Source organism: Bradyrhizobium sp. AZCC 1588, from assembly GCF_036924735.1.
In the GTDB taxonomy this organism is placed as follows: Bacteria; Pseudomonadota; Alphaproteobacteria; order Rhizobiales; family Xanthobacteraceae; genus Bradyrhizobium.
Genome location: NZ_JAZHSC010000001.1, coordinates 5,813,794 through 5,835,503 on the forward strand (window position 1 = coordinate 5,813,794; position 21,710 = coordinate 5,835,503).

Consider the following 21,710-nt stretch of genomic DNA (forward strand, 5'->3'; position numbering starts at 1 on the left):
CGTCCACCTAGATGTTTGTTGACTAGACCTGATATTTTGTACAACTGTACAAAGCTCGAGAGCGGAAAGCAAATGCCATGACGCGAAACCCCAACATGCGGGAAGCCATCCTGAGCGCGGCCGAGCTGTTGTTCTCGACGCGCGGTTTCAATGCCGTGTCGATCCGCGACATTGCGCTGGAGGCGGGCGCCAATCCCGGCAGCATCACCTATCACTTCAAGAGCAAGGACGGGCTGCTGCTCGAAATCTACAAGCGCCATTGCGGCCCCATGAACAAGCGCCGCATCGAAATGCTGGTGGCGGCAAGGCGCGTGCGCGACATTCAGGACCGGCTGGAAGCGATCGTGCGCGCCTATGTGCAGCCGGCGTTTTCGTCGAGCAGCGATCTTGCCGGCGGCGGGGCGAGATTCACGCGGCTGCGTGCGGTGATGTCGGCCGAAGGCAACGCGGTGGTAGGGCGCATCATCGCGGAAATCTTCGACGACACCACCAACGCATTCATCGATGCCATCGCGGAAAGCCTGCCGCATCTGCCGCGCACGACGATCGTCTGGCGGTCGCAGTTCCTGCTCGGCGCGCTCTATTACACCCTCGTCAATCCGGAGCGCGTGACGCGGCTGTCCCGCGGCGAAGCCGACGGCACCGACATGGCGGAAGCGATCGAGCAAATCGTCTCGGCGACGGTCGCCTCACTGCAGGCATCCGACATCAATCACATCGACGGCGCGTCACGCCGGACCAAGTCAATGCAACCGCACGCGGTGGGTACCGCTCGAAAGCGGAAGGAAAATTCACCCGACTAAGTACCCGCCCGAACCGAGCACTGCAGAAGGCATCATGAACAAGCCCACAATTCCCGGACCCGATCCCAACACGCGAACGCCAAAATTCAAGCTTCCGGCGCTGGCGTGTGACGCGCACACCCATATCTTCGGCCCCGGCGACAAATACCCTTACGCGCCCGGACGGCCCTATACGCCGCCGGACGCGCCGCTCGAGGATTTCCGGGCGCTGCACAGGAAGCTCGGGATCGGCCGCGCTGTCATCGTCAATGCCAGCGTGCACGGCACAGACAATCGCGTGGCGCTCGACGCCATTGCCGTCAGCAACGGGACCTTTCGCGCTGTCGCCAATATCGACGATAGCATCACCGAGCGCGGCCTTCGCGAGCTGCACGAGGGAGGTTTCCGCGGCTGCCGCTTCAACTTCGTGCGCCATCTCGGCGGGGTGCCCGACATGGCGGCGTTCCATCGTATCGTCGCGATGGTCGCGCCGCTCGGCTGGCACATCGACCTGCATTTCGACGCGATCGACTTGCCCGAATATGCCGAGATGCTGGCAAAATTGCCGGTGCGTTACACCATCGATCACATGGGGCGCGTCAAGGCATCCGACGGTCTCGACCAGCTTCCGTTCCGGACGCTAATCGACCTGATGAAGCGTGACGAGAAATGCTGGGTGAAGGTGTGCGGTTGCGAGCGGGTGTCCTCCGGCGGGCCGCCATTTCACGACGCGGTGCTGTTCGCGCGCCGCATCGTCGAGACGGCGCCGGACCGCGTGATCTGGGGGACCGACTGGCCGCATCCCAATGTGAAGGTGATGCCCAACGATGGCGATCTGGTCGATCTCATTCCGCTGTTTGCACCGGAACCGGAACTGCAGCAGAAGATTCTGGTCGATAATCCGGCGCGGCTGTTCGAGTTTTGAAGGAGCCCGTGCGATGGCGAACAAACGAAAGCAGCATAGCCTGAGTCGACGCCGCGCGTTGATCGCCGGCATGGCCGCGCTGGCGGCAGCGCTGTTGCTGCCGCAAATGGCCCACGCGCAAAGCTATCCGAACCGACCGGTCCGGCTGATCCTGCCGTTCGGCGCGGGCGGCGTCGCCGACGTCACGGCGCGGCTCGTTACCGAAAAACTCGGCGAGAAGCTCGGCCAGCGCTTCGTCATCGAGAACATGCCGGGCGCCGGAGGCATCAATGCGGCACGCGCTGTGCTGTCCGCGCCCGCGGACGGCTATACGCTGGCGCTGTTCAGCAACGGCACCGCGATTTCCGTATCGCTGTTCAAGAACCTGACGTTCAACCCGGTGACCGATTTCGTGCCGGTTTCGAGCATGGGCTATTTCGACTTCATCTTCGTCACCCAGGCTGGCTCGCCGTATCCGACGCTGGCTGACTTCATCAAGGCAGTGAAGCAAAAGCCCGGCGCGCTCAATGTCGGCACCATCAATGTCGGATCGACCCAGAACCTCGCCGCGCAATTGTTCAAATCGACCGCCGGCGTCGATGTTACGATCGTGCCGTTCCGCAGTTCGCCCGAGGTGCTGATCGCGCTGTTGCGTGGCGATATCCAGATGGCGATCGAAAATTACAGCGCGGTGCGATCGCATATTGCCGACAAGGCGGCGATTGCCGTGTCGTCTTCGGGGCCCGTGCGCACGACGTTCCTGCCAGAGGTGCCGACGGTGAAGGAAGCCGGCGGCGGGGATTTCGAGGCGCGGTCCTGGAACGCGATCTTTGCGCCGAAGGGCACGCCGCCGGAGGTGATCAGGACGCTCAACGCCGCGCTGCGCGAAGTGCTCGAGATGCCCGACTTGAAGAAGCGCGCGCTCGATCTCGGCATCGATGCCAAGGCCAGCTCGCCGGAAGAAATCCAGGAACGGCTGAAGGCCGATATCGACAAGTGGGCTGATGTGATCGAGCGGGCAGGAATTGCCAAACAGTAGTCATGCTGCCGGTGCGGCCGGCAACGTGCAACAATCGAAGGAGGAAATCCCGATCATGAGCAATGCTGGAAAAACGGGCCTTGTGGTTACGGCGCACCCCGGCGATTTCGTCTGGCGCGCGGGCGGCGCGATCGCGCTGCACGCCAAGAAGGGCTATCGCATCAAGATCGCATGCCTCTCGTTCGGCGAGCGCGGCGAAAGCCAGTTCGCCTGGAAAGAATCCGGCGCGACGATGGAGAAGGTGAAGGCCGGAAGGCGCGACGAGGCGCAGCGCGCAGCGGAGATGCTGGGCGCGGAAATCGAGTTCTTCGACGCAGGAGATTATCCGCTGCGGCTGACGGAGGCGCATTTCGACCGCATGGTCGATATCTACCGCGAGCTCAATCCGTCCTTCGTGCTGACCCATGCGCTGGAGGATCCCTATAATTTCGATCATCCGAACGCGGCGCACTTCGCGCAGGAAACCCGCGTGGTCGCGCAGGCGATGGGCCACAAACCCGGCGCGAAATACACCTATGCGGCACCGCCGGTGTTCCTGTTCGAGCCGCATCAGCCGGAGATGTGCAACTTCAAGCCGCAGGTGATCCTCAACATCGACGAGGTCTGGGATATCAAGCGCAAGACGTTCGAAATTCTCGCCGCCCAGAAGCACCTGTGGGCCTATTACGAGCGGGTCGCGCTGCAGCGAGGCGTGCAGGGTGGCCGCAACACCGGCAAGCCAATGACGTATGGCGAGGCCTATCAGCGGTTGTTCCCGATGGCGATGGAGGAACTGGCATGAAGACGGTCGTCGTCCGCAATATCAAGCGTACCGAGCCCGAGCTCGTGAAACGGCTCGGCGCGCTCGGCGTTGCCACCGCGCATGAGGCCTATGGCCGTTTCGGCCTGATGAAGCCCTATCTGCGCCCGGTCTGGAGCGGGGCCGAGACATCAGGCACCGCCGTGACCGTTTTGGCGCAGCCCGGCGACAACTGGATGATCCATGTTGCGGTGGAGCAGTGCCGGCCCGGCGACGTTCTGGTGGTCGGCTGCACGACGGATAATACCGACGGCATGTTCGGCGATCTGCTGGCGACCTCATTGATGGCGCGCGGCGTAAGAGGCCTTGTCATCGATGCCGGTGTTCGCGACGCCAAATCGCTTCGCGAAATGGGTTTTCCGGTGTGGTCGAAGGCGATCTCGGCCAAGGGGACGGTGAAGGCGACGCTTGGCGCCGTCAATATTCCCGTAGTTTGTGCCGGGATCAATGTGGTGCCAGGCGATGTGGTTGTTGCCGATGACGATGGCGTCGTGGTGATCGGACGCAAGGACGCCGCCGATGTCGTTGCCAAGGGCGAGAAGCGCGTCGCCGACGAAGACGGTAAGCGCAAGCAACTCGCCGCGGGCGTACTCGGGCTTGATATGTACAAGATGCGCGAGCCGCTGGCGAAGGCGGGGCTCATCTATGTCGACGAGCTGGAGGAGGACTGAGGTGTCGATGCACCTGCGCACCTTGCTTGGCGACCATCCCGGCACGACCGCGCTCAAGAATGGATCTATCAGATCGGATCTGGTCGCGTTCGATTTCGCGCCGTATTCGCCGACCAACAAGGGTTTCAAGCCGATGGTCCGCGAAGCAGCGTTCGACGTCTCGGAGATGGCGATCGTCACTTATCTAATGGCAAAATCTTTCGGCAAGCCGATGGTGCTGCTGCCCGATGTCGTATTGGCCCGCTTTCAGCATGGGCACGCGCTTTACAATGCAAAGGCGGGCAAGATTACGCCACGCGACCTCAAGGGCAAGCGCGTTGGTATTCGTTCCTTCACCACGACGACCGGCGCATGGCTACGCGGCATCCTTGCCAATGACTATGGCGTCGATCTCGATTCGATCGAGTGGGTGACGTTCGAGGAGGCCCATGTCGCCGAATTCGTGGATACGACCAGACGAGCGCCTGCGGGCAAGCAGATTGTCCAGATGCTGATCGACGGCGAACTCGATGCGGTGCTCGGCGAAAAATCGGATCATCCGGATTTGAAGCCGCTGTTTGCCGATGCCGCTGCTGAAGAGAAGGCTTGGTTTGGGAAGCACAGGGTGGTGCCGATCAACCATATGGTGGTGGTGAGCCGGAGATTGTCGGAGGAACATCCGGATGCTGTGCGGGAGGTGCATCGGCTGCTTGCCGACTCCGCCGCGGTCTCGCCGGCAGCGCCGCGCTTCACCGCGGATGAGATTCGGCGCTCACTAGAGCTGATTATCGGTTATTCAACCCAGCAGAAGCTCATTCCACATGCGTTCAGCGTGGACGAACTGTTCGACGACGTGACGCGGGCGCTGCGCTAGGATGGAGACGACAATGACCCCCGAGCCGATCTTCGATCTCGCCCATCTCGGCCATATGGAATTGCTGACGCCGAAGCCGGACGAGAGCCTTAAATTCTTCGTCGACGTCATGGGCATGACCGTCAGCGGCCAGAAGGGCGATTCGGTCTACCTGCGTGGCTGGGACGATTACGAGCGCTATTCGCTGAAGCTGACGGCCTCGAAAACTGCCGGAATGGAGCACATGGCGTTGCGCGCGCGCAGCCCGCAGGCGCTGGAGCGTCGCGTCGCCGCGCTGAAGGGCTCGGGCTTCGACATTGGCTGGATCGATGGCGATATGGGACAGGGACCGACATTCCGCTGTCGCGATCCCGACGGCCATATCGTCGAGCTCTACTACGAAACCGAATGGTATCAGGCGCCGCCCGAACTCAAGCCGGCGTTGAAGAACCAGGCGCAACGCTTTCCGGCGCGCGGCGTCAATGTTCGCCGGCTCGATCACCTCAATTGCCTCGCCGTCGACATCAAGGCGAACCGGCTCTTCTTCGAAAACTATCTAGGCTTGCGCACCACCGAACAGATCGTGCTGAACGACGGCACGGAAGCCGCGATGTGGATGACGATGTCGAACAAGAGTTACGACTTCGCCTATACCCGCGACCACTACGGCAAGGCCGGCCGCTTTCACCACGTCACTTACGCGCTCGACAGCCGCGAGGAGATTCTTCGCGCTGCCGATATATTTTTGGAGAACGGCGTGCACATCGAGACCGGTCCGCACAAGCACGCGATCCAGCAGACCTTCTTTCTCTACGTCTACGAGCCCGGCGGCAACCGCGTCGAAGTCGCCAATGCTGGGGCCCGGCTCATTCTCGCGCCCGACTGGAAGCCGATCGTCTGGACCGAGGAGGAGCGCAAGAAGGGGCAGGCCTGGGGGCTGAAGACGATCGAGTCGTTTCACACCCACGGCACGCCGCCGGTGTGAGGCGACGTTTGCCCGCCCTCGGTCAGCGGACGTCTAAAGAATGGGGAAGATGACCGGCCTTGCGCCCGCGATGCTGCGCACCATCTTGATGCGAACGTGCGAATGACGTCGTGGGTGGCCGATGGCAGAGCTTGTGGATTTCACCAGCGAGGCTTTTTTGCGTGACCCGCAGGCGGGCGTCGCGCAACTGCGCGCCGTCGGCCCTGTGGTAGCAACAAAGTTTCCCATTCTAGGCCGGCTCTGGGTCACCACGACCTATGAGGCGGCGGCGCGCGTGCTGAAGGACAGCACGACCTTCACGCTGCGCAAGGAGGGTGGCTCCCTCGTCGGCTTGCCCTGGTGGATGCCGAAGTTAATCGGGGCACTCGCCAACAACATGCTCACAATGGACGAGCCGGATCACACGCGGCTGCGCGACATTGTCGACGAAGCGTTCCGTCGCCGAGCCGTGATGGACATGGAACCACACATCCGCGCCATCGCCGATCGCCTCGCCGATGAATTGTTTGCGGCGGGAAGTCCCGCCGATCTGGTGCAGCGTTATGCGCGGATGTTGCCGCTTGCCGTGATCTGCGAACTACTCGGCCTGCCGTCGGCCGACCGGCCGAAATTCATCGCCTGGGCCAATTCAATCGCGAATCTCACCAACGCGTTCGGCCTTCTGCGGTTGATCGGCGGAATGATGAAGATGCGGCGCTATCTGAAAGTGCGTCTGCAGGTCGCCCGGGAACAGGGCGGCGAAGGATTGATTGCCGAGCTTGTGCGGGTCGAGAAGGAAGGCGGGCGCATCACGCCGGACGAAATGGTCTCGATGGTGTTTCTCTTGCTGGGGGCGGGCTCCGAGACTACCACCCATCTGATCAGCGGATCGGTGTTCGAATTGCTGAAAGATCCTGCGCGGCGCGATTGGCTGGCGGCGGATTGGAGCCGCGCTGGCCTTGCGGTGGAAGAATTTTTGCGCTTCGTCTCGCCGGTGCAATTTTCAAAGCCGCGCTATGTGCGCCATGACGTCGATGTGGACGGCGTGAAATTGAAGAAGGGTGATCGGGTGATGGCGATGGTCGTCGCGGCCAATCTCGACCCGCAGGCGAACGATGGTCCCGAACGCCTCGATCTCGAGCGGCGGCCGAACCGGCATCTCGCGTTCGGGACGGGAATACATTTCTGCCTCGGCCACCAGCTTGCGCGGATCGAAGGAATCTGCGCGCTGCAGGCGCTGTTCACGCGCTGGCCGAGGCTGAAGCTGGCGGTTGAGCCGGCGCAGATTCATTGGCGGAAACGGCCGGGCATTCGCATGATCGCGGAGTTGCCGGTGGTGGCTGCCGGGTGAGAGCGCGGTTGGCTGGGGTTCTTGGATACTTATAGAACTCTGTGCATAGCACCCGGGGCCGAAATTGTTGCATTATTCGAGGAGCTTAGACTTAATTCTTGATGCTTCGTCACCGCCGCTATCGCATTATAATCGTGCTCGCGACGTAGTCGGTCTCTATCGCGGATGCGATCAACTTTTACGCTATTGGGGATCAAGGACGACGCCATCGATGAATGAGACCGCGGGCGCTTTCGAGGTGCTGCGCAAGCTATTGAATTTTCTGGCGCGTCGGACGCGATTCAAGCGTGTGACCTTTGCCTTCGGAGGGCAATGCTAGGCGACTGACTGAAATACCAATTTGAGATGGTGCATTTCCCTGATTGAGCCAATCGCGGCCTCACGGCTGAGAACTGCACAATTGTTTGTACAATATTCGATCACACTTCCTAAAGTTAGCTCAAACTTTCCCATGATGAATTGGAGCGAGAGTTTAGGAATTTCAATCGGTTAGAAGGCCTCGTGTGCGCGACATGTGCACCGGGAAATCTAGAAAAATCTACCGAGGGCAAGCGTAACGGTTGTTCTTTGGATTGGTGCGACGCCGCGGAAACATGGCAAGCCAGGAGAGCCACGTTGCGAGGGCAGGGAAATCACGCCCGACTATGGAGCCGACAGCGTCTCTTGAGCAGAGTTCAGTCTCCGGTCGATCGCGAAGAACTGCGGTGAGGATAAAAACAAATGTCGGGGGTTCGACGCGCTCCCCCGCTACTACGGGCTGCGATTTTGTACGCCGGACTACGATTTTCTGCGATTCTATGCTCCCGACGGTAGCGCTTCGAGCGGTCAATGTACTTACGAAAAGCGTGGTGAATCCGAGCTCATTCAGCGCGATAGTCTTCGTTACCGCAGAGTCGTGTCAGCAACATCAGCGCGAGGTGGATGATGCGAGCACTCGAATAGAGCCCCATGGAATCGCTTAGGTATCAGGATTGCGAACCCATACCGGCGCAAACTTGATGAGGAAGCCTCGAAATGCCTCCGCTGGCGGTGGGAGCGAGCGCCCTTTTAGGGTGAAGACAGAATAATCGCGAATCAACTCAGGTCCATCCACGCGTATCAGTTTGAGTCCGAAGCCGGTTGCTAGATCCTTGGCAATGATAGGGCAGGCCGAGACGCCGAAGCCGGCCTGAACCATTGCGAACGCAGTGTTGATCCGCCGCACCACTTTCAATTCTTTGGGCAAGAATTGAGGACCGACCGCTCTGCCATCGAACGGGCCCCACTCTCTAAACTGTCGAAAGAAGCTAATGAAGGTTCGATCCTCAATGTTTTTCCAAGTCACCCTTGAACGGTTCGCGAGTTGGTCGTCCTTGCGGATCGCCAGCATCAATGGCGCCCGCATGATCGGTGCCTGCTCGAGTTCTTGATCACTGATGGGCGTAGGGGCAATCCCGAGGTCGACCTCTCCCAACCGCGTCCGTGCAATGACGTCTTCGAGCTGCACGTCGAGAAACTGCAGCTCGATATGCGGAAACTGCTTGCGAAATGCTGCCATCGCCCTGGGTAAAAGGGTGCAGGACAACACCTCGGGTGCAGCGATCCGAACGATACCGCGGCGGAGTTCTTTTAGGGTGTTAAGGCTTGCGACGGCGCCGTCGAGGTCTTGTAAGGCGCGTTCTACCAGCGGGAAGAACTCGCTGCCCACCGACGACAGGTTTACAGCCCTCGTGTTGCGGTCAAATAGACGTACGCCCAGCTGGCTCTCCAGCTCCTTGATGAGGCCGCTGACGGCAGCGGGCGTTAAATGCAGAATTTCGGCGGCTGTCGTGAAACTGCACGACGTGCCGACGGCCCTGAAAGCCCGCAGCTGGCGGAGGGAAAGATTGCTCAGCATTTCTTAAAACTCTGTCAGAAAATGTTGTTTGTCTAAAAAGTGACGATAGTCGATGGTTGGCCCTGTCACAAGCCAATCCGCAGCAATCGTCATGATCGCTCTTACAGAATCTCAACGGAAAGAGGCGGCCGAAAAGCTCTTTATCGCGGAGCGCGATCGTACCCTGTTGCCGCGGCTCTCCGACACCTACCCGGGCATCGATATCGACGATGCATACGACGTGCAGGCCAGGGTGGTAGCCCTGAAGGTTGAGGCAGGGGCGAAAGTACGAGGCTACAAGATCGGTTTGACGTCCAAGGCGATGCAGGACGCAGTCGGCATCGCGGAGCCGGATTTCGGTCATCTGCTCGACGGCATGATCTTTGAGAGCGGCCAGCCGATCTCACTGACTGGCTATCACTCACCGCGCATCGAGGTCGAACTGGCCTTCGTGCTCGAACAACCCTTGCGAGGACCCGGGGTCAACGTGTCCGACGTGCTGAGCGCCACTAGGCACGTGATTCCGGCGATCGAACTGATCGACTCCAGGACAGTTCTTCCGCGCAAGCTGGTCGACACGCTGGCAGACAACGCCGCCAGTGCGGCCGTCATCATAGGTGGCCGCCCCGTACGCCCAATGGACGTCGATCTGAGATGGCTCGGAGCGGTCGTCTACAAGAACGGCGTCATTGAGGACAGCGGCATGTCCGCGGCCGTGTTGGGGCATCCAGCCGCGGGCGTCGCCTGGTTGGCCAATCGATTGGGCTTGCGTGAGGTGTCGCTGAGGCCGGGCGAACTACTGCTGGGAGGCTCGTTCACGCGACCGATAGCGGCGAACACAGGCGATGTCTTTCATATCGACTACGGCCCTCTGGGTTCGATCGCCATACCATTCATCAATTGAGGCGCGGTTGTGAACGGACACATCAACATCGACGGCATTAAGGTTTCGACCGACCACTTCATCCATGGTGAGCGCGTCGCATCAACCGAACACTTCGATGACTATTGCCCCATCGATGGACGTCTGATTGGTCGTGTGGCCGCTGGATTGCCCGAGCACTGCAGCGCGGCAATCGAGGCCGCGAGGTCCGCATTTCCCGGATGGGCTGGACTGGGTCCGGTCAAGAGGCGCGAGCATCTGCAGCGCTTTGCAGCCGAGCTGAAGAACTGGGGCGACAAGCTCGCCCGGGTCGAGTGTGAGGACAACGGAATGCTGCTCGGCCGTCTCAAGGGGCACCAGATCGAGCGCTGCGCCTTGAACCTCACATTCTTCGCGGACGAGGCACTCAAGCTGGTTGATCATCGCATCGAAGCGCGCAACGCCCGCCATCATGTGCACTACGCGCCCGCCGGAGTGTGTGTGCTCATCACGCCGTGGAACTCGCCGATGATGTTGACGACCTGGAAACTCGGTCCGGCGTTGGCTGCGGGCAACACGGTAGTGATCAAACCGCCCGAATGGGCACCGCTGACCTGCTCGATGCTGGCCGACATCGCAGCCGCGGCCGGCATTCCCCCGGGTGTTATTAACGTGGTCCAGGGAATCGGAGCAGTCACCGGCGCCGCGCTCGTACGTGATCCGCGCGTTGCCCGTGTATCGTTTACCGGCTCGGTGCCAACGGCGAAGTCCATCGCGCAATCCACGGGCAACAACCTGGTGCCGGCGAGCTTCGAGTTGGGTGGCAAGTCGGCCTTCATCGTTCTTGACGACGCCGATCTGAACCTCGCGGCTGCAACGGCAGCGCTGCAGTACCGCAATGCCGGTCAAGTTTGCCTGGCGGGTACCCGTCTGCTCGTGCAGGACAGTATAGCCGACGATTTCCTTGAGCGAATGCAGAAGGTCGTCGCGCGGCTTCGTGTGGGTGATCCGCGAGATCCAAAGACGGAGATCGGCCCGATAATTCACCAGCGCCAGTTCGACAAGATCGCGGGCATGGTTGATCGCGCGCGGCAGCGAGGCGCGACGATCCACTGGGGTGGCGAAGAGCACGCTGCTGGCAGTCTCTTCTATCAGCCCACGCTTATTGGCGGCGTGAGCAACGATGATGAAGTCGTGCAGAATGAAATTTTCGGGCCGGTGCTGGTCATTCAGCGCTTCTCGACGGATGCGGACGCTGTGCGCCTGGCCAACAGCACCCGCTACGGACTGGCCGGCGTCGTATTCGGAAAACAGGAACGGGCGGTAGCAGTGGCTGAGCAACTGCGCACGGGAATGGTTTGGGTGAACTCCTTCTTCCTGCGTGACCTGGAGGCTCCATTCGGCGGGATCGGGGATTCCGGTATCGGCCGCGAAGGCGGGCAGTGGAGCTTCGAATTCTTCTGCGACATCAAGGACGTCATGGTTCCGCAGAGACCCTACGTACCGGTGTTCGCCGGCAGCTGAGACAAGACAGAGAGACAGACGGCCTCATTCCAAGAGACAGACGATGGACGAGCAAGGCGCCATAGTGAGAGAGACGAGTACCGTCCCGGGGATCAATCTGGCGTCACTGGATACGTTCCTGCGACCGGATTTGCCCGACTTGTTTGCCAGGCTGCGTAACGACGCGCCCGTGAGTTGGCACCAGCATCCGGACTCCGGAAAAAAGGGCTTCTGGGCCGTCGTTCGCTACGACGACATCGTTTCCGTAAGCAAGGACACCGCCACCTTCAGCAATCGTGAGGGCATCCAGGTCATTTTCGAAGGCGATCTTCCTCACGCCGGCGAAGGGTCGATGATCGAAATGGACCCGCCCGCGCACACGCGATTGCGCAGACTTGTGGGACCGACATTCGGCTCGATGGCCGTCGCCAGGATGCAGGAGCAGATCCGCGCGCGCGTGCTGACGATGCTGGATGGCCTCGACGGCAAAGACGATATCGACTTTGTCCGCGATTTCGCGACGCCACTACCGCTCGGTGTCTTCTACGATCTGATGGGCGTGCCCGCAGCCGACCAGCGTCGCATGCTTGAATTGGCCGATCGTACCTTCTTCTCGGGTGATCCGCGATTCGGAGCGGACCAGCAGGGCATAGGGGAGGCGGGGCGCGAAATCCAGGCCTATGGACGCTGGCTCGCCGAACAGCGGCGGAAGGAGCCGAAGAATGATTTGATGAGCGCCCTCGTGGCGGCCTCGATCGATGGTGAGCAATTGACGCCATCCGACTTGGGTGCCTTCTTCGGTCTTCTGGGCGCCGCGGGCGCCGATACCACCCGTTCCTCGATCTCCTACGGGCTGAAGGGCCTGACGGACTATCCGCAGCAGAAACAGTTGTGGTTGCAGGACATCGAAGGAAAAGCGGCCGCTGCTACCGACGAGATCGTGCGCTGGGCAACGCCGACGATGCACATGCGTCGCACCGCTACCCGTGACGTGGAATTGCGCGGCCAAAAAATAGCCGCCGGCGACAAGGTTGCTGTCTGGTACGCGTCGGGAAACTTCGACGAGACCAAATTTGTGGCACCACGCGAGTTCGACATTTCGCGCTCTCCCAATCCTCACCTGGCGTTCGGGATGGGCGGACCGCATTTCTGTCTTGGCGCACATCTGGCGAAGCTGGAGATCCGCATCGCCTATTCCGAGCTGCTCAAGCAGTATCCGGAGATCGAGGCCACCGGTCCGGTAGACCGTCTGCGCAGCAACTTCATCAACGGGCCGTTTTCCCTGCCGTCTCGCCTCGGTAAGCGTCACAAGCACGGGAGGTCGGCATGAGCACTCGATCGATGCGGGTCGACCGCATCCGGGTGGAGACCGACGACGTCCGGGTGTTTGAACTCGTTCCCGTCGACTCGGCACCGCTCGCTCCGTTCGGCCCCGGCGCCCACATTGATATCCACCTGGGAAACAACCTGGTGCGCCAGTATTCGCTTTGCAACGGGCCTGATGACACCGGCTGTTACGTTATTGGCGTGAAGCGGGAGCCCGCATCGCGGGGTGGTTCAGCCGCCTTGCACGAGAGCATTCGCGAAGGCCATCTGCTGCAAATTGGCCTGCCGCGGAACAACTTTCCGCTGCGGGACTCGGCGGCGCACCACGTGCTGGTCGCAGGCGGCATCGGTATCACCCCCTTGTTGTCGATGGCGCGGCATCTGTTGGCGTGCAAGCGGTCGTTTGAATTGCACTACTTTGCGCGATCGATAGCGACCACGGCCTTTCACAAGGAGCTGTCGGAATCACAGTTCGCGGGCCTCGTTGACTTCCACTACGCGCTGGAACCTGCCGCTGTGCGTTCCAAGCTGCGCAAGATCCTGCAGGAGCGCAAGCCGCATGCTCATCTCTATCTGTGCGGCCCGCGGCCATTTATGGACGCGGTTGAGGATGTCGCGGCCGCAACATGGCCGAACGACGCCGTTCACCTCGAGTACTTCTCGGCAGACGTGAATGCGCTGTCGGCGCCAAAATCGAGCTTTGTGGTGCGCCTGGCACGAACCGGCGGCGACTACGTCATTCCCGAGGACATGACCATCGTCGCGGCGCTCGCGCAGTATGGCGTCTATATCGACGTGTCGTGCGAACAAGGCGTGTGCGGCACTTGCCTGACCGGAGTAATCGAAGGCCAGCCGGATCACAGAGACTCGTTTCTTAGCGAGAAGGAACGCAAGTGCGACCGAATGCTGCCCTGCGTCTCTCGCGCAAGGAGCGACATGCTCATTCTAGACATATAACCGAAGGGAAACCGAATGGGACAGATCGTTGGTGCCGCCATTGTTTCGCATCATCCTGGATTATTCCGACCGCAGGCCGATCGCATTGCGATGGGCAATGGCCGGGATTCCGACCTGATCGAAGGGTTCGAGAGACTGCGCAAGAAGATCGACGTGGCGAAACCCGACACGCTGATCATTTTCGATACGCACTGGTTCACGAGCGGCCGGCATGTCGTGGCCGGCGCGGATCGTTACCAGGGGACGTACACGTCGAACGAGATGCCGTGGATCCTGCACGACATTCCGTTCGACTATCGCGGGGCGCCAGAACTCGCGGCCGAGATTGCCCGCGTCGGTGCAGAAGCTGCGGTGCCGGTGGAAAACACCCGGAATACGCACATCGAGCCGGAATATCCGACCTTCAACCTGCTGGGACCGCTTTGGCGTGGCGAGCGAATACTATGTGTCGGCATCTGCCAGAACGCCCGGGCGCATCATTTCCTGGCCATGGGTGAGGTCATCGGCAAGGCGATAGCCAATGTGGACACCCGCGCGGTGCTGCTGGCCTCGGGTGCCCTGAGCCATCGCATGGTCGATCTGGATTTCAAGCCGAGAAATCCGCGCTGGTGGCATCCGGACAACATCAGCGATCCCAAGCACGTCGTGCTCGATCATGAGGTCATGGCTTCATGGGCGAGCGGGGACCACGCTGCCGTCATTGACCGGTATCCCGAACTGCGCGCGGCGGCGTACGAGGGCCTTGGCGGGCACTACCTGCAGATGGTCGGTGCACTTGGCGGACGCGATTGCCGGGCGCGCGGCGAACGAGTGTCGGAGTATGAGAACGCGATGGGGACCGGCAACGTCCACATCTGGTTTGAAACCGCTCAAATGGGAACAGCAGCATGAACGTCCTTCAAGGGCCCAGGCGCGAACTGCGCCGGGTGATCTTCAACGGTTCGCTGCATTTTGCTGTCCCGGAGGATGACCGATTGCGGCTCGACGACGGGCGCCTGGTTGCCATGGGTGAGGCCATTCATCTCGCCCCATGCACGCCGAGCAAGATCATCTGCCTTCATCTGAATTACATGTCGCGCTATTTCGAATTGCGCGGCAAACGGCATGACGACAAGTCGTTGTACGGTACGCCAACCTACTTCATGAAACCGGTCACCTCGATCAACGCGCACGGCGGCGAGATCGTGCGCCCGGACGGTTATCAATACCTCAACTACGAGGGCGAAGTCGCCATCGTTATCGGCAAGCCTACCCGCAACGTCACGCCTGACGAAGCCTGGGACCATATCGCCGGCTTCACCTGTGCGCTCGATATGGGGCTTCAGGACATGCGTGATACCGATGCAGGTTCGATGATGCGGGTGAAGGGCGCGGACGGGTTCTGTCCCATCGGTCCCGGCATCGTATCCGGCATGGATATCCGACAACAGACACTGCGCACTTGGCGTAACGGCCGTCTCGTGCAGGAGGCGGCAATCGCCGATGACATGATTTTCGGTTTCGACTACCTCGTCGCCGACGTTGCCCGGCACATCACATTGATGCCCGGCGATCTTATCCTGACGGCGACGCCGGCGAACTCCCGTCCACTTGATGTGGGTGACGTGATCGAAGTCGAAGTGGCAGGTATCGGGCGACTATCCAATCGCGTGGTCGCCTCGCCCGCACCCCGGGCAACGGTTGGTCATCAACCCAACGGCAGCTCTGAGGTCATGAGGGTCGCGCTGGGCGACGATAGCCGGCTGCCGGCACATTTGTTGCCGAAATAGGCGGTCTGACCACGCAGCGCCTGGACAATGAAAGACTAACACCAAGGGGAGGGAACATGAAATTGAATGCGAAAAAGTTGCTTTGCCTCGTCGTCCTGCTGTCGGCGATGGCGCCATTTGCTTCGGGTGGAGCGGCAGCGCAAACGCCAAACGGCGGTGGCGCAAAATTCCGCTATCAGATCTACGAGTCGCCAGGCGAGATGATGTTTCGCGTCATGGAGGACAAGGGCTTTTGCGAGAAGTACGGCCTGAAGTGCGAAGGAATCCGCATCACGAATGGGCCTCTGGGCATCCAGGCATTGCTCGGTAACAGCCTCGAATTGGGCTTTATCGGTACCGACGCCGGCATCCGCGCGATCACAGGCGGCGCTCGGGTCAAGTTCGTACTTGGCGTGGGTAACCGCGTGCCATACTACGTCGTGGCCCGAAAGGACTTTCCCTGGACCGGTAAGGAACGCACCTATCCGGCCGCTATGCAGGAGTTCAAGGGGAAACGCATCGGCGTGACGGCACGCGGCGCCAGCACCGAATTGATCTTTAACCTGCTGCTGCAAGATGCCGGCCTTTCGCACGACAGCGTGACATATGTCGCGGTAGGCGGCCCGCCCACGGCATTCGGATCCCTGTCGTCGAAGCAGATCGACGCAGCCATCCAGGTGCCGCCCACCGCCGAAATTTGTGACCACTCTTCGGTCTGCGAGACCATTTTCAACCTGCCGACCGAAAAGACAATCCCGGCTGTCAGCCGGCTGGAGGGCGCGGGCGTGACCGCAATGATGTCCGACGAATTTGTCGAGAAGAACCCGAAGGTGGTGGAGGCGTTCGTTGCAGCCGCCCAGGAAGCCAACAAGTGGATGAAGGACCCTGTGAACCTGGAGGAATACATCGCCATTGGAAAAAAGTACCTGAAGGTAAACGTTCCCGATGCCGATGTTGTCATTCGAGAAACGCTGCAGCGCCAACTGCAGATCTCCGACCCTCGGGTCAACCGCAAAGCGATCCAGGTCTTCATCGACGTGCTCTATGACGCCAAGCTCACGCCGCGGAAGCTTGGCCCCGACGACGTGATCTCCAAATTCGCTCCAGCAAGCTGACGTCTCATCGACCCAACAAAGGGAAACCATAGATGGGTGACCATCGGGCAGTTGCCGCGAAACCCGCGCAGACCGAAGCGCCGCCGACCATTCAGGGAGGTGCGTTGGACGTGATCGACGGAACGCTCCGCTTCGGCCAAGTCACCGCCTTTGAGAATGTCACGTTAAGGGTTAGACCCGGCGAGTTCGTCTCGGTCGTAGGACCAAGCGGTTGCGGCAAGACGACGATTCTCAACTACGCCGCCGGGTTGCTTCCCGCAGACACCTTGAAGGCCGGGTCGATTACGGTGTTCTCGCAGAAGCCACTGGTTGGGAATATCAAGCTCGGATACATGCTGGCACGAGACAGCCTCCTGCCGTGGCGCACCGCGCTAAGGAACGCCGAGTTCGGCGCAGAAGCGCGGGGCATGCCCGAACAGAATCGCCGCGAACGCGCCATGAGGCTGCTGGAGCGGGTGGGCCTGAAGGGATTCGAGAATTCGTACCCGAAGGCGCTGTCTCACGGCATGCGCCAGCGCGTCGCGCTGGCGCGAACGTTCTGCATGGACGCCGAGATGCTGCTGATGGACGAGCCCTTCGGCGCCCTCGACGCGCAGACGAAGTTCCAACTGGAAGAACTGCTGCTTGCGTTGTGGCAGGAATCGCAGCGAACCGTGCTATTCGTTACGCATGACCTCGCCGAAGCGATAGCGCTAGGTGATCGCGTTGTCGTAATGGCTCCACGGCCGGGCCGGGTCCTTGCCGACATTCCGATCGACCTTCCCCGGCCAAGGAACCTTCGGGCACTGCAACGCACCGATCGCTTCCACGAGCTCTACAAGCACGTCTGGACCACCATGGAAGAGGGGTTCATTAGATGAATCCGGAGAAGAGTTACTCGACACAATTCATTGTGCTCGCACAGATTCTTGTGTTTGCGTCGCTGCTCGGGCTCTGGGAGGGGGCGGTCAGAAGCGGCGTGGCCTCAGCCTCACTGTACGGCCAGCCCACCCAGATCGCGCACTCGCTTTGGGTTGAATGTTTTCAAACTGGAAGAATTTGGTTCGAACTCTGGTGGACGATCTCGAGCACGATGCTCGCTTTTGCCATTGGAGCGTGCGCGGCGTTGGTGCTGGGAATGGTTTTTGTCGTCTATCCGCTGGCCGAACGGGTGCTGGATCCCCTGTTTTCGGCGCTGAACGCCATGCCGCGCATCGCGCTTGCACCGTTGTTGATCCTTTGGTTCGGTTTGGGTATCGGATCGAAGGTCGCGATCGGCGCGAGCCTGTGCTTCTTCATCGTGCTGCAGACCGTGGTGGCAGGTGGAAGAAGCGTCGATCGAGATCATCTCACACTTGCTGCGACGGTCGGTTTGAAGCCAACGCAGTTGTTCTGGAAGATCACAATGCCTAGCGCGGTGCCGGTCGTGTTCGGCGGCCTGCGGCTGGGCTTCATGTATTCGCTCCTGGGTGTAGTGGCCGGCGAAATTATCGCGTCCGAACACGGGCTCGGTCAACTGACCGCTTATTTGACCTCGAGCTTTGACATCAATGGCGTCTGGGCGGTCGTCTTCATACTTGCCCTCGTTGGTGTCACCCTGTCGTGGACCCTGCTGACGCTCGAGCGCACATTGCTTCGGTGGCGCTGAGCGTAACGGGTGCCCGGATGATCAGAAACGCTGCCTGTCTCGAAGCACTTCTCGAACGGACCCGCGCATGGGTTCGTCAGCGCGCCATTCCGAACGAAAATCGCGTCGAAGAGCTCAATGAGGTGCCGGCCGAACTGGTTCAGGAGATGCGCGATAACGGCTTTTTCGGTTGGAGCATCCCTGAAGCTTACGGCGGAGCCGGGTTAACCACCGAGGAACTCGTGCTCGGCGCCTTTGAGATATCGCAGTGCTCGGTAGCCTTCCGGGCTCGGGTAGGTACCAACACAGGGATTGGTTCGGAAGGCATCGTGGTTGATGGCACGGATCAGCAAAAGGCGCGCTACCTGCCGACGATGGCCAGGGGCGAGAAGACCGGTTGCCTTGCGGTGACCGAGCCCGATGCCGGCTCCGAAGCGACCAATGTGCAAACGACCGCCCGCCGCGACGGTGACTGCTACGTGCTGGATGGCCTGAAGTGCTACATCACCAACGCGCCGATTGCGGATGTGTTCACGGTGACGGCCCGCACCGAATTGGGCACCAAGGGCGCGAAGGGCGTTTCGGCCTTTATCGTCGAGCGCGGCACGCCCGGACTTACGACCGGTGCTCCCTATCGCAAAATGGGCCAGGCTGGCTCGCCGGTGGGTGAGGTCAGATTCGACCGATGCCGCGTGCCCGCCGAGAACCTGATCGGCGGCGCCGAAGGCCGTGGCTTCAAGACCGTGATGAAGACGCTGAACAAGCAGCGAATCCACCTTGCGGCTCTTTCCACCGGGCCGGCCATTCGCATGCTGGAGATGGCGATCGATCACACGACCAGGAGGAGCCAGTTCGGGCAACTGGTGGCGAACTTCCAACTGGTGCAGGCCATGATTGCGGACTGCCGTACGGAAATCTACGCCGCGCAGTCGATGATCCTTGAAACCGCGCGCAAGCGCGACCGTGGTGAAGACGTGGTCGTTGAGGCCTCGATGTGCAAGTACTTTGCAACAGAGATGTGCGGACGGGTCGCCGACCGATGCGTGCAGATGTTCGGCGGCGCGGGCTACATCGCCGATCACGCCGAGATCGAGCGCTGGTACCGCGACGTGCGGCTCTTCCGGCTCTACGAGGGCACGAGCCAGATCCATCAGCTCAACATCGCCAAACAGACACTTTCGCAGGCAGCAAGATCATGAGCAGTTTCGAACGCTTCTTCCAACCGCGCTCGATCGCCATCGTCGGTGCGTCGCAGGATCTCGCCTCCATCAGCGGACAGCCCATCGCCCACCTGAAGTCCAAGGGCTATGCCGGAGCGGTGCTGCCGATCAACCCGCGCTATGAAGAAGTGGCGGGCTATCGTTGCTATCCCGACGTTGCCTCGTTACCTGAAGTACCCGACGTGGCGGTCATCGCCGTGGGTGCAAAGCGCGTGCCGGACGCGCTCAATGAGTTGGGGAGAAAGGGTTGCCGATTTGCCGTCATCTTGTCCTCGGGCTTTGCAGAAACCGGCGAGGAGGGCGCTCGAGCCCAGCGGGAGCTGACGAAGATTGCCCGACGATATGACATGGACGTCATTGGCCCAAATTGCCAGGGCTACATGAACATCAGCGACAACATCCACGTGGGCTTCGGCGCTCCCTACGGCATGACTTATTCGCGTGGAGCCGTGAGTGTGACTTCGCAGAGCGGTGCGTTCGGCAATTCGATTGTGATGATTGCAAATGATGAGGGTTTGGGCTTTCGCCACTACGTGTCCACCGGCAACGAGTCGGTCACCACGTCGCTCGACTTCATCGACGCGATGATCGATGACACCGGAACGCATGTCATCGCCGCCTATGTCGAAGGCTTTCAGGATGCTCGCCGTCTGATGCAGATCGGTCGGCGTGCGCTCGAGGCCAACAAGCCGATACTGGTGTGGAAGGTCGGTACCTCCGACGCGGGAGCCAGAGCGGCCGCCTCGCATACCGCCAATCTCGGGGGCGCGATGGGCGCTGTATAGAGCCGCATTCCGCCAGGCCGGCATCGTCGAGGTCAACGACATCGGCGATCTCGCTGATTGCGCCAAGGCGCTGCTGCTGCAGCGTCGGCCTCGGGGCAACCGCCTGGCGATCATCACCATTTCGGGAGGCGCCGGCATTGCGATGGCGGATCGCGCAGCCGCCGATGGGTTGGCGCTGCCGGCTCTTGCCGAGCAAAGCGTGGCGGCGCTGCGCGAGGTGCTGCCATCGTTCGCCTCGGTTGCCAATCCGCTGGACGTGACGGCAAGCCTGTTCAGTGACGCCGATCTGCTGCGCGTTGCCCTCGAAACGATTGCACGCGATCCAAGCGTCGACATGATTGCGCTCGCGCTCGCCGCGGCAAGCGGCAAGATGGCAGTCACCCTGGCCCGGGAAATTGTGCGCATCTCCGCCGAATTCGATATTCCGATCTTCGTGGCCTGGAACGCCGACGCGACCTCTAACCGAGACGCATACGCGATTCTTGATGACGCCGGCATTCCTCGTTACGCATCACCTGTGCGCTGTGCGCGCGGCATTGGCGCCCTGTGGGCGTTCACTTGCGCGCGCCAACGACTGGCCCGGACCAAGGGCGAGCAATCCGAACAGATACCATCCACGAGCCAGATGCTGATCCTCGCCGGGCGAGAGACGGACCTGAGCGAATTCGAAAGCAAGCAATTCCTCACTCAATACGGCATCCCGTCGACACGCGAAATATTGAGTCAGAACGTTGACGAGGCCGTTCGAGGGGCCCAGTCAATCGGCTTTCCGGTGGTGCTCAAGATTCAGTCCAGCGACATCCCGCACAAGACCGAAGCCGGCGGTGTTCGGATCGGTCTTCGTGACGACAGAGCGGTCCACGATGCATTTGAGGCGATCATAGCCAACGCGCGCGCTTACGCGCCAAACGCCGCGATCCAGGGGGTAGTCGTTCAGGAGATGGTCACGGACGGCGTCGAGCTGATCCTCGGCATCAACAACGATCCGCTTTTCGGTCCCGCAATCATGGTCGGGCTCGGGGGCATCTTTGCCGAGGTGATGAAAGACGTCAGCTTCCGACTGGCGCCGATCACGCGCTCTGACGCGGAGGATATGTTGCGCGAATTGCGGGGGTTCGCGCTGCTGGACGGGGCGCGCAATCGCCCGAAAGCCGACGTCGTGGCCGTGGTCGATACACTTATGCGGTTGTCGGCGCTGGCCGTTAGTCGCGTCGATGACCTGGCGGAATTGGATATCAACCCGCTGGCGGTGCTGCCGGCTGGACGAGGCGTCCGCGCTCTTGATGCTCTCGTCAAGCCTCGCGCGGTGAGCTCGGTATGAAACTTGGCTCCGTCTCGGTGAAAGGTATTCGCTGGTCGAAATTGAGGAGTCGTGGTGCACCGCGTGGCGG

General features: G+C 60.9%; 21 protein-coding genes. 20 read left to right on the forward strand and 1 reads right to left on the reverse strand.

All coding sequences use genetic code 11. The features are described 5' to 3' along the window. The first annotated feature begins 77 nt into the window (after positions 1-77). The 8 genes from V1277_RS27005 to V1277_RS27040 all read left to right on the forward strand — a co-directional run bounded on the left by V1277_RS27005 (position 78) and on the right by V1277_RS27040 (position 7,342). Entirely contained in the window at positions 78-803 is a 726-nt protein-coding gene (locus V1277_RS27005; RefSeq protein ID WP_334418917.1) for a TetR/AcrR family transcriptional regulator, read from the forward strand. A gap of 34 nt (positions 804-837) precedes the next feature. Further along, entirely contained in the window at positions 838-1,707 is an 870-nt protein-coding gene (locus V1277_RS27010; RefSeq protein ID WP_334418918.1) for an amidohydrolase family protein, read from the forward strand. 13 nt (positions 1,708-1,720) lie between these two features. Next, positions 1,721-2,725: a Bug family tripartite tricarboxylate transporter substrate binding protein gene (locus V1277_RS27015; protein WP_334418919.1), complete on the forward strand. Its 1,005-nt coding sequence runs from the start codon at positions 1,721-1,723 to the stop codon at positions 2,723-2,725. A 55-nt stretch (positions 2,726-2,780) separates the two neighbouring features. Then, positions 2,781-3,506: a PIG-L deacetylase family protein gene (locus V1277_RS27020; RefSeq protein ID WP_334376039.1), complete on the forward strand. Its 726-nt coding sequence runs from the start codon at positions 2,781-2,783 to the stop codon at positions 3,504-3,506. After that, entirely contained in the window at positions 3,503-4,195 is a 693-nt protein-coding gene (locus V1277_RS27025; protein ID WP_334418920.1) for a 4-carboxy-4-hydroxy-2-oxoadipate aldolase/oxaloacetate decarboxylase, read from the forward strand. Before V1277_RS27020 ends, V1277_RS27025 begins: the two co-directional genes overlap by 4 nt. A gap of 166 nt (positions 4,196-4,361) precedes the next feature. Then, complete coding sequence (locus tag V1277_RS27030; protein ID WP_334418921.1) at positions 4,362-5,048, forward strand: hypothetical protein; 687 nt, start codon at positions 4,362-4,364, stop codon at positions 5,046-5,048. A gap of 13 nt (positions 5,049-5,061) precedes the next feature. Beyond that, the gene (locus tag V1277_RS27035) at positions 5,062-6,012 is read left to right on the forward strand and encodes a catechol 2,3-dioxygenase (protein WP_334418922.1); all 951 of its coding nucleotides are present in this window, start codon (positions 5,062-5,064) and stop codon (positions 6,010-6,012) included. A gap of 121 nt (positions 6,013-6,133) precedes the next feature. After that, complete coding sequence (locus V1277_RS27040) at positions 6,134-7,342, forward strand: cytochrome P450 (protein ID WP_334418923.1); 1,209 nt, start codon at positions 6,134-6,136, stop codon at positions 7,340-7,342. A gap of 958 nt (positions 7,343-8,300) precedes the next feature. Here V1277_RS27040 and V1277_RS27045 read toward each other — a convergent pair. After that, entirely contained in the window at positions 8,301-9,218 is a 918-nt protein-coding gene (locus V1277_RS27045) for a LysR family transcriptional regulator (RefSeq protein ID WP_334418924.1), read from the reverse strand. Positions 9,219-9,309: 91 nt separating this feature from the next. Here V1277_RS27045 and V1277_RS27050 point away from each other — a divergent pair, with 91 nt between their 5' ends. The 12 genes from V1277_RS27050 (at position 9,310) to V1277_RS27105 (ending at position 21,640) form a co-directional block, all read left to right on the forward strand. Then, entirely contained in the window at positions 9,310-10,101 is a 792-nt protein-coding gene (locus V1277_RS27050) for a fumarylacetoacetate hydrolase family protein (RefSeq protein ID WP_334418925.1), read from the forward strand. A 9-nt stretch (positions 10,102-10,110) separates the two neighbouring features. Then, positions 10,111-11,583 carry an aldehyde dehydrogenase gene (locus tag V1277_RS27055; RefSeq protein WP_334418926.1) on the forward strand — a complete coding sequence of 491 codons (1,473 nt, stop codon included), beginning with the start codon at positions 10,111-10,113 and terminating at the stop codon, positions 11,581-11,583. 43 nt (positions 11,584-11,626) lie between these two features. After that, entirely contained in the window at positions 11,627-12,892 is a 1,266-nt protein-coding gene (locus tag V1277_RS27060) for a cytochrome P450 (protein WP_334418927.1), read from the forward strand. Further along, positions 12,889-13,845, forward strand: coding sequence for a PDR/VanB family oxidoreductase (locus V1277_RS27065; protein WP_334418928.1), 957 nt, complete (start codon positions 12,889-12,891; stop codon positions 13,843-13,845). The genes V1277_RS27060 and V1277_RS27065 overlap by 4 nt, the downstream gene beginning before the upstream one ends. A gap of 15 nt (positions 13,846-13,860) precedes the next feature. Continuing rightward, positions 13,861-14,736, forward strand: coding sequence for a hypothetical protein (locus V1277_RS27070; RefSeq protein ID WP_334374834.1), 876 nt, complete (start codon positions 13,861-13,863; stop codon positions 14,734-14,736). 35 nt (positions 14,737-14,771) lie between these two features. Continuing rightward, a complete protein-coding gene (locus V1277_RS27075) occupies positions 14,772-15,614 on the forward strand; it encodes a fumarylacetoacetate hydrolase family protein (protein ID WP_334418929.1) in 843 nt (280 codons plus the stop codon). A 56-nt stretch (positions 15,615-15,670) separates the two neighbouring features. Beyond that, complete coding sequence (locus V1277_RS27080; RefSeq protein WP_334418930.1) at positions 15,671-16,708, forward strand: ABC transporter substrate-binding protein; 1,038 nt, start codon at positions 15,671-15,673, stop codon at positions 16,706-16,708. Positions 16,709-16,818: 110 nt separating this feature from the next. After that, on the forward strand, positions 16,819-17,568 hold the full coding sequence (locus tag V1277_RS27085; protein WP_334420461.1) for an ABC transporter ATP-binding protein: 750 nt from the start codon (positions 16,819-16,821) through the stop codon (positions 17,566-17,568). Beyond that, entirely contained in the window at positions 17,565-18,335 is a 771-nt protein-coding gene (locus V1277_RS27090) for an ABC transporter permease (protein WP_334418931.1), read from the forward strand. Before V1277_RS27085 ends, V1277_RS27090 begins: the two co-directional genes overlap by 4 nt. Before the next feature lie 17 nt (positions 18,336-18,352). Beyond that, a complete protein-coding gene (locus V1277_RS27095; RefSeq protein ID WP_334420462.1) occupies positions 18,353-19,513 on the forward strand; it encodes an acyl-CoA dehydrogenase family protein in 1,161 nt (386 codons plus the stop codon). Continuing rightward, complete coding sequence (locus V1277_RS27100; RefSeq protein WP_334418932.1) at positions 19,510-20,319, forward strand: CoA-binding protein; 810 nt, start codon at positions 19,510-19,512, stop codon at positions 20,317-20,319. Before V1277_RS27095 ends, V1277_RS27100 begins: the two co-directional genes overlap by 4 nt. Further along, on the forward strand, positions 20,204-21,640 hold the full coding sequence (locus tag V1277_RS27105; protein ID WP_334418933.1) for an acetate--CoA ligase family protein: 1,437 nt from the start codon (positions 20,204-20,206) through the stop codon (positions 21,638-21,640). The genes V1277_RS27100 and V1277_RS27105 overlap by 116 nt, the downstream gene beginning before the upstream one ends. Positions 21,641-21,710 lie beyond the last annotated feature (70 nt).